The organism is Vibrio variabilis (assembly GCF_003263785.1).
Classification (GTDB): domain Bacteria; phylum Pseudomonadota; class Gammaproteobacteria; order Enterobacterales; family Vibrionaceae; genus Vibrio; species Vibrio variabilis.
The window spans coordinates 1-7358 of record NZ_JYJK01000135.1 but is presented as its reverse complement, the minus strand read 5'-3'; the positions used below and the strand labels follow the sequence as shown (position 1 = coordinate 7358).

Genomic DNA, 7358 nt, shown 5'->3' with positions numbered 1-7358 from the left:
ATTGACCCATTTCATTTTCTACACGAACAAGCACGTTATCCATTGATTGCGGCAACTTCACCATCGCGGCCATACCAGCATCAGCAGGTTTGATACCTGCCGCTCCCGGCACCAGCACGTCACGTCCAACTAGCGAAGACGCTTGCAGCGCTTGGTTAGAGGTCATTGATGAGTTAAGGCTTTCGAACTGAGTGTTCATTTTGCCAATACCATCAACGGTCGCGAACGACGCCATTTGTGCAATCATTTGGTCATTACTGACCGGTTTAAATGGATCCTGTTGAGACAACTGTTTAGTGAGTAGTGACAGGAAATCTTCTTGCTTGAGATCCTGTTTACCCGTGCTCTCTTCAGTCTTGCTTTGGTCTTGCAGTTTTTTTAATTGGTCAAGGTAGGATAAACTGCCTTGACCAACATTGTTGATTCCAGCCATGTGCTATCTCCTATCTCTATTTACCCATTCGCAGCGTGCTCATGAGCATCTGCTTACTCGCGTCCGCTACCTGAACATTGGTCTGGTAAGAGCGAGACGCTGAGATCATGTTTGCCATCTCTTCCATCACGTTAACGTTCGGCTTGTAGATGTAGCCCTCGTCGTTCGCGAGTGGATGATCTGGGTTGTACTCCGCGCTCAGTGGTTTATCACTTTCCACAATACCCATTACTTTCACAGGCACTGTGTGGTCGCGGTTATATTTTGCTTTGCTTAGCTCAGCTCCAAACACGGCATGGCGTGCCTTGTACGTGTCTTTTGCTGAACTACTAATGCTGTCGGCGTTCGCGAGGTTACTTGAAGTAGTGTTTAGACGAACCGATTCGGCGCTCATCGCGCTACCCGTTACATTGAAAACGTTAAATAAGCTCATCTAAATTACTCCCCTTTGATCGCTTTGGTCATGTTTTTGAACTTGCTTCCTAGAAAATCGATTGAAGCTTGGTGACGCAATTGGTTTTGCATGAACAAGTTTCGTTCTAGATCCACATCGACAGTATTGCCGTCGCCGGTATCTGGTTGAGTCGGAGTGCGGTACAACACCTCGCCAGAAACATTGGTGGAGGCAGAAATGTGCCGTCCATCGGTACGACTAAGACCAATACTTGCCCCTGAGCTTGCCGCTTTTAACGCACGATCAAAGTCCATCCCTTTCGCCTTAAAGCCAGGAGTATTCGCCTGTGCAATATTGGTAGAGATGACTTCTGCATTCTTTTCACGTACCCCGACGGTATGTTGGTGAATGCCTAGTGCATTGTTAAAAGAGATGGCCATTGAAACCTCATCGTTCAAAAACAGGTGCCTGTCGTAGTTACGAAGCAATATCCGCGCCAAAAATGTTTGCCAATGTAAAATTAGCCTTCATTTCCGTGTGAGCGGACAATTAAGTGAGTGCTATAACTAAAACTGTCTAGCAAACACTGCGCCAATAAGGCGTTGGATGATTAGGAATGTCATCGCACCGCTCATCCAAAGCGGCACTATGGGTGAGCATAGCAAATAAAAAAGCCTTGGCGATATACCAAGGCTTTAGGAAGGAACAACCATTAACGTAAATAGTTAGGATTTGAGCTTGTAAATAATGCCCGGATTGCAGCGCACCATTTCAAATTGGTCCGTCAACCCTGTCAGCGACTCTGACGCACCAAGCAGCAAATAACCACCAGGGTTTAGGCTACGTGCCATTTGGTTAAGAACTTTGGCCTTCATATCCGGCGAGAAGTAAATCAATACGTTGCGGCAGAAAATAATGTCAAACTTACCCAGCAACGCGTAAGAGTCCATTAGGTTCTGCGGCCTGAAATTGACCAAACGCTTGACGTTGTCTTTGACTTTCATTTTGCCGTTGCCGGCCTCTTCAAAAAACACGCGGCGACGCTCTGGTGACAATCCGCGCCCAAGCGCTAGATTGTCATATTCCCCAACTCGGCACATGTCGAGCATGGTACTCGAAATATCCGTCGCGGTAATCGACACATTAGGCAGTAAACCCGGTTTTTTGGTTTGGGTCTCTAAAATCGTCATCGCCATCGAATACGGCTCTTGGCCTGATGAGCTGGCCGCTGACCAAATTTTTATTGGTCTTTTGTTTGCCGCCGCTTCAGGTAGGAGCTTATCAGCCAGCACCGTAAACGGGTAACCATCGCGAAACCATAAAGTCTCGTTGGTGGTCATGGCATCGACTGCGGCAACTCGCAACTCGCGGTTACGGCCGATGACGACCTCTTTTAACAGCTGTGACAAAGTGCCTAGACCAAACTTTGATATCAATGGGCTCAAACGGCTGCGCACTAAATATTGCTTGCTATCACCAAGCACAATGCCGCATTGGGATTCCAAAAAACGGCTAAATTCACGATACTCTTGATCGCTAATGGTTATCGCTGTCATTCAATTCTCTATACTACTTTACTAAAGGCTTGCTTTTGCGGCTGCACGTGACACAGCCGACAAGCTCTCATTGTTTTTTACTTTTAGTCAGCGATGACTGCCGCTTTTACAGCGCCTCCAAGCTCTTCTGGGTTGAACTTGGCGATAAACTCATTGGCGCCCACTCGCTCAACCATCGCTTGGTTAAATACACCACTTAACGAGGTGTGAAGGATAATGTGCAAATCTTTCAGCTCAGCGTGACGGCGAACCTCTGCCGTTAACGTATAGCCGTCCATCTCTGGCATCTCAATATCAGAGATAAGCAGCGAGATTTGGTCGTGAATGTTACCTTCAGCGGCCATTTCCACCAGCTTGTTGTACGCTTCTTTGCCATCTTTAACCAAAATGGCTTCAAAGCCAATAGACTCAATCGCTCGTTGTACCTGTTTTCTCGCAACAGCCGAATCATCGGCAATCATAATGCGTTTTACCATTGGCTTCTGCTTCTTTTGCTCTGCCACGGCAATCTCTTCAGCAATACTGTGATCCATCATTTCGCGCACAGGTGAGATCTCAGCAAGGATCTTTTCGACATCGAGAATTTCAACCAGCTCATTATCAATATTAGTGACGGCGGTCAGGTAGTTTTCTTTACCTGCACCTTCTGGCGGCGGCAAAATCGACTCCCAGTGCATGTTGATAATGCGTTCAACAGAGCTGACCAAAAAGCCTTGTACACTTCGGTTAAACTCGGAAATGACCACAAAGCAATTTTCAATATCGGTAGTGGGTCTGCCACCTACTGCTAAGCTCAAATCAATCACTGAAATTGTCTGACCACGAATATGCGCCACCCCTTTGACTAACGGATTGAGGTTAGGCATGCGGGTAAGCTTTGGACACTGCAGCACTTCTTTAACTTTGAACACGTTAATGCCGTAACGCTGGCGGCCCATCAAACGAAAGGTCAACAACTCTAGTCGGTTTTGACCTACTAGCTGCGTTCGTTGATTCACCGAATCCAAGATACCGGTCATAAGTTCATCTCCATCTCAAACTTTTAAGCTAAAAAAGTGATAGTCTATCTCGGCCTCAGAGAACCCGAGAAACAGAATGCTGTATTATAAGACATCTTTTTTGCATACTTCCAGCCGCACTTTTAGGCAAAAGTGTCACTGGCTTTGCCTCTTTATCGTCTGGCACGCGATATTCTTTAGCGTATTAACGCACGCAGCAACGCCTGAGCAAATAGAAAACATTCAAAAGGCTGCCCAAGCTCATGTTTTAGAGACCATTGAGCAGCCAATGGGCGGTGAAATCGTGGCAACCCCTGGCCGGATCGACAGTCGTATCCATGCAACTGATTGCCCTTCACCACTGGAAACTTCGTCGTCGACAACGAGAAATACCAGCAGCAACGTGACGGTATTGGTGGAATGCCCAGAAGACAACTGGCGCATCTACGTACCGGTGAGAATGTCCATTTCATTGCCACTAGTGACAGCAACAAGGCCACTCTCTCGCGGCAGTTTGGTCGAAGCTCAAGATGTGACCATGACCATGATTGATAAAAACCGCGCCCGACGCGGCGGCTTTAGTGACATGGACAATGTCGTGGGTGCGAAACTGAAACGCAATGTGAAGCTGGGTGATGTTATCGAGCGCAACGATGTCTGCGTCGTTTGTCGCAACGAGAAAGTCGTGATACGCGCGGTAAAAGGCGAGATGACCATCTCCACCAGAGGCACGGCACTATCGGATGGCTCTCATGGCGATCAAGTAAGAGTGAAAAATGACAAGTCTCAGCGTATAATTGAGGGAATTGTCACCGGTGTTGCAGAAATTACCGTTAATTTTTGATTTTTTTCTAAAGATTTTGATTTGCTCGTCGATATGGACGGTATACACAGATACATTGTGTGACATTCAGGGCTACAATACGTGGCCACAACCAACGCAATATTGAGCAATTTAAAAAGGCGAAACTATGGCAGGCATTGATAACATTCGATCTGGACAGACGCTAACGACGACAAGTCGCGCACCTGCTCGTTCGGACGCCAGCAAAGAAAGCGCGTCAACTCAAGTTGGTCAACCTTCAGCAAAGCAAGATGCGGTCACATTGAGCCAAGGCGGCAAAGCCATTGGTCAGATGCATCAGCAAATGGCCAGCAACCTAGCTTTGACGCGGCAAAAGTCGCGGCCATCAAAGACGCTATCGCAAACGGCTCTTACACCGTCGATGCAGAAAAGCTGGCTGATAACATGATGAAGTTTGAAGACGAACTTGGCGGATTACGATAATCGCGTCCGCAGACACACGAATTTTAGGTACAGGTAATGGCCGCACTTGTTGATTTGATTGACTACCAACTCAAAAACGCAAAAGCCCTGTCTCTTCTTCTTACAGAAGAGACCAAAGCCATCGCGGCGCGCGAATCCAGCGAGATTGAACGCATCGCGAAAGAAAAGATGACGCTGGTCGGCCAATTACAGCAGACCGACAAGCGTTTAAGTGAACATCAAGACGTTCACCGCCTCACCGATGAAGCGCCACTAGCCCAAAAGGTTGCGGACATTAAGTCGATCGTTCTCGACTGCCAGCAGCTTAACGATATTAACGGGCAGAGCTTGCAGCGCGCTCAGTTAAGCTTTAATAAACTCAACAACTTAATGCAGCAAAGCCACGGCAAAATAGGCATGACCTACAACGCAGGCGGGCAAACGCATACCTTATCGACGCTTGGTACCAATCTAAAAGCATAGAGTTTAACGCAGTCTCTTAGACAGACCCTTTATCCTCCATGAGGCATTGGCTCTGCGGCCAAATAAAACCCCGTCGACACCCGATTTTTTCCATCTTGTTTGGACTGATATAAGGCTTTGTCTGCTCGCTCAAGATTATCTTGCAGCGTGGCACTTCTATCGATATTCGTTACCCCTACCGAACATGTCACGCGCAAATAAAGGCTCAACTCACTAACCGCGATCGATTGTCGAATACGCTCAGCAATCCGAGTAGCGATATTGTGGTTTTTAGCACTGCAGATCACTACAAACTCTTCCCCGCCCCAGCGGCCAATCACCGCATCCTCGCGTAACTGTGCCCTCAACGTCGTAGCAAGATTCACCAATATGGCATCCCCTTCGTTATGTCCGTAAGTATCGTTAATGCGCTTGAAGTTATCGATATCCAACATAATCAAAAACAGTGTCTCTTTTTATCCAGTCGCTGTAAGTAACGCTCCTGGATACCCTGGCGGTTGTAAAGACCCGTAAGTTTATCGAGCGAGGCCAGTTTTCTGTACTTGTCCCGCTCTCTATTGGCATGGCTTAAGCTCATGTCCAGAAGTGACGCCCTACTCTGGTTTACCTGAAGTGAGCGTTTAAGCGCAATAAGACGCGCTAGCACATCGGCGGTGACGGCAAGTACCCATGCTGCAACCAGCAAAAACTGCACTTCGAAAAGCGTCAACCATTTACCGACAAACTCCACAGAACGCACTGTTATCGTGGTGTTTTTTCTGGCATGACTGTCGCCAGTCGCAATTTGAATGTCTGTGACATTATCAAGCCGCGCCGAATGGTCAGAAATTTTGGCGTGCAAAAATGACCACCATGAAGGCACGTAGAAGTTGGCAATCGGTAGCGAGTAGGAATGAGTGGGCTGATTAACCGGAATAATGGTTTGCAGATTGGCTCTAGAAATGGTCGCAGTTGATATCGCATCATGCTCGGCATTGAGCAAATATACCAATACTGAGTCCTGAAGATCGGAGGCTTCTGAATAGGACAGCTTGATTTGCACAGAATGAAAACGCCGCAAATCCAGCCCTTGGAGTGCTCGGCGAGACGTCGGGATCACCACACTACAAAAAGGAAACGTATTGGAGCGGCGAGTCTGACACGAAAAACTCAAGGTGCTGTCGCGCTGAACAAAATGTCCAAGAGAGGTACCGCCGTTGATGGCATCATTCATCATCGAGACTCCTGGAACATCAAGGTCAATACGCTGGGTAATGTTCATTCCCCAGTGATACCACGCCAGAAAGCTCAAACTCAGAACGGCCAGCACCGCATAGCCATTCTCGCTTCTAATCATACGCCGCCAATGCACTATACCTCCCTCCTTAAAAGAAAGCGCTTACTAATGACAGGGTATCTTAGCTGATTGTAAATTACTCCAAATCAACACAAACGGATCGCAAAACCGTGTTTTAAATCACACCTATAGTGACAAAATTTAGCTGGGCCATTCCCTTTTTCATCCCACATCACTGCTTTACTGATACCTTACACAATTCCATATATTGCTTTTTTATTATTAACTTATGACACTTTTCAACTAGCTCACAAAATCGATTCACAATACTAGCCAGCCGACAAAACCCGCTGTTAATGTATGGGAATTATGCCTAATTTATAAAATTATTGTTTATCACAACACATGGATGTGGAATTACATTATGAAAGCGCTTACTAGATCTCCAGAGGTCATTACCTCGAGCGAGCTTAGGGCACACCCTCGCTTTGCTATGCGTTACGCAAAGGGCTCCATCAGGAAAATTGGCCTATTTTCAGGCTATACCGCGATGAACATTATTGATATCTCCAAAGGGGGTATCGGTGTAGAGTGTCGAAAAATGCTAATGGTAGGCGAACGTGTCGAGGTGAAGATCGGTAACAAGAAGTACACCGGCCAAGTGGTGTTTGGTAGCCAGATCCTAGGCAGCCGTCAGCTTCGGGTTGGCATTCAGTTCACCGACAAGCTTGGCATCTCAGACATGTTGTTTTTTGGCGCCCCATGCAAATTGCAATGGCTTAACTCACAAGCAAACGGGCAGCAATGGTTTGCATTGCCGCCCCGTTATATTCCAACTGCTTTTAGCCAAGCCAAGGTATTAGAATAAGGTTTGACGCTTCTTCTCTGGAACGCGGCGAATTTCACCGTAATCACGCAGCCTGTCCATTTTTTCAATATCCAGTATTAGCT

Annotated in this window: 10 protein-coding genes and 2 pseudogenes; 4 read left to right on the top strand and 8 right to left on the bottom strand. The window is 47.1% G+C overall.

Annotated features, from left to right (window positions below):
* The 5 genes from TZ48_RS22950 to TZ48_RS22930 form a co-directional block, all read right to left on the bottom strand.
* A partial coding sequence (locus tag TZ48_RS22950; protein ID WP_275426474.1) for a flagellar hook capping FlgD N-terminal domain-containing protein occupies window positions 1-433 on the bottom strand: 433 nt, incomplete at its 3' end.
* A gap of 16 nt (window positions 434-449) precedes the next feature.
* Window positions 450-866, bottom strand: a complete 417-nt coding sequence (gene flgC / locus TZ48_RS22945) for a flagellar basal body rod protein FlgC (RefSeq protein ID WP_042496991.1) — start codon at window positions 864-866, stop codon at window positions 450-452.
* 5 nt (window positions 867-871) lie between these two features.
* The gene (flgB, locus tag TZ48_RS22940) at window positions 872-1267 is read right to left on the bottom strand and encodes a flagellar basal body rod protein FlgB (protein ID WP_042496988.1); all 396 of its coding nucleotides are present in this window, start codon (window positions 1265-1267) and stop codon (window positions 872-874) included.
* 285 nt (window positions 1268-1552) lie between these two features.
* Entirely contained in the window at window positions 1553-2383 is an 831-nt protein-coding gene (locus TZ48_RS22935) for a CheR family methyltransferase (protein WP_112481000.1), read from the bottom strand.
* 83 nt (window positions 2384-2466) lie between these two features.
* The gene (locus TZ48_RS22930) at window positions 2467-3402 is read right to left on the bottom strand and encodes a chemotaxis protein CheV (protein WP_112480998.1); all 936 of its coding nucleotides are present in this window, start codon (window positions 3400-3402) and stop codon (window positions 2467-2469) included.
* Window positions 3403-3478: 76 nt separating this feature from the next.
* Here TZ48_RS22930 and flgA point away from each other — a divergent pair, with 76 nt between their 5' ends.
* The 3 genes and pseudogenes from flgA to TZ48_RS22915 all read left to right on the top strand — a co-directional run bounded on the left by flgA (window position 3479) and on the right by TZ48_RS22915 (window position 5131).
* Complete coding sequence (gene flgA, locus TZ48_RS22925) at window positions 3479-4225, top strand: flagellar basal body P-ring formation chaperone FlgA (RefSeq protein ID WP_112480996.1); 747 nt, start codon at window positions 3479-3481, stop codon at window positions 4223-4225.
* A 127-nt stretch (window positions 4226-4352) separates the two neighbouring features.
* A pseudogene (gene flgM / locus TZ48_RS22920) lies at window positions 4353-4669 on the top strand (flagellar biosynthesis anti-sigma factor FlgM).
* Between the two features lie 36 nt (window positions 4670-4705).
* On the top strand, window positions 4706-5131 hold the full coding sequence (locus TZ48_RS22915; RefSeq protein WP_112480994.1) for a flagella synthesis protein FlgN: 426 nt from the start codon (window positions 4706-4708) through the stop codon (window positions 5129-5131).
* A 29-nt stretch (window positions 5132-5160) separates the two neighbouring features.
* Here TZ48_RS22915 and TZ48_RS22910 read toward each other — a convergent pair whose 3' ends face one another.
* The gene (locus TZ48_RS22910) at window positions 5161-5565 is read right to left on the bottom strand and encodes a GGDEF domain-containing protein (RefSeq protein ID WP_112480992.1); all 405 of its coding nucleotides are present in this window, start codon (window positions 5563-5565) and stop codon (window positions 5161-5163) included.
* A 2-nt stretch (window positions 5566-5567) separates the two neighbouring features.
* Window positions 5568-6467 carry a hypothetical protein gene (locus tag TZ48_RS22905; protein ID WP_112480990.1) on the bottom strand — a complete coding sequence of 300 codons (900 nt, stop codon included), beginning with the start codon at window positions 6465-6467 and terminating at the stop codon, window positions 5568-5570.
* A gap of 364 nt (window positions 6468-6831) precedes the next feature.
* Between TZ48_RS22905 and TZ48_RS22900 the strand changes: the two genes are divergently transcribed.
* Window positions 6832-7275: a PilZ domain-containing protein gene (locus TZ48_RS22900; RefSeq protein ID WP_162674700.1), complete on the top strand. Its 444-nt coding sequence runs from the start codon at window positions 6832-6834 to the stop codon at window positions 7273-7275.
* Here the strand turns inward: TZ48_RS22900 and TZ48_RS22895 are convergent.
* A pseudogene (locus tag TZ48_RS22895) lies at window positions 7267-7358 on the bottom strand (flagellar biosynthesis protein FlgP); the annotation flags it as partial. The gene TZ48_RS22900 and the pseudogene TZ48_RS22895 overlap by 9 nt on opposite strands.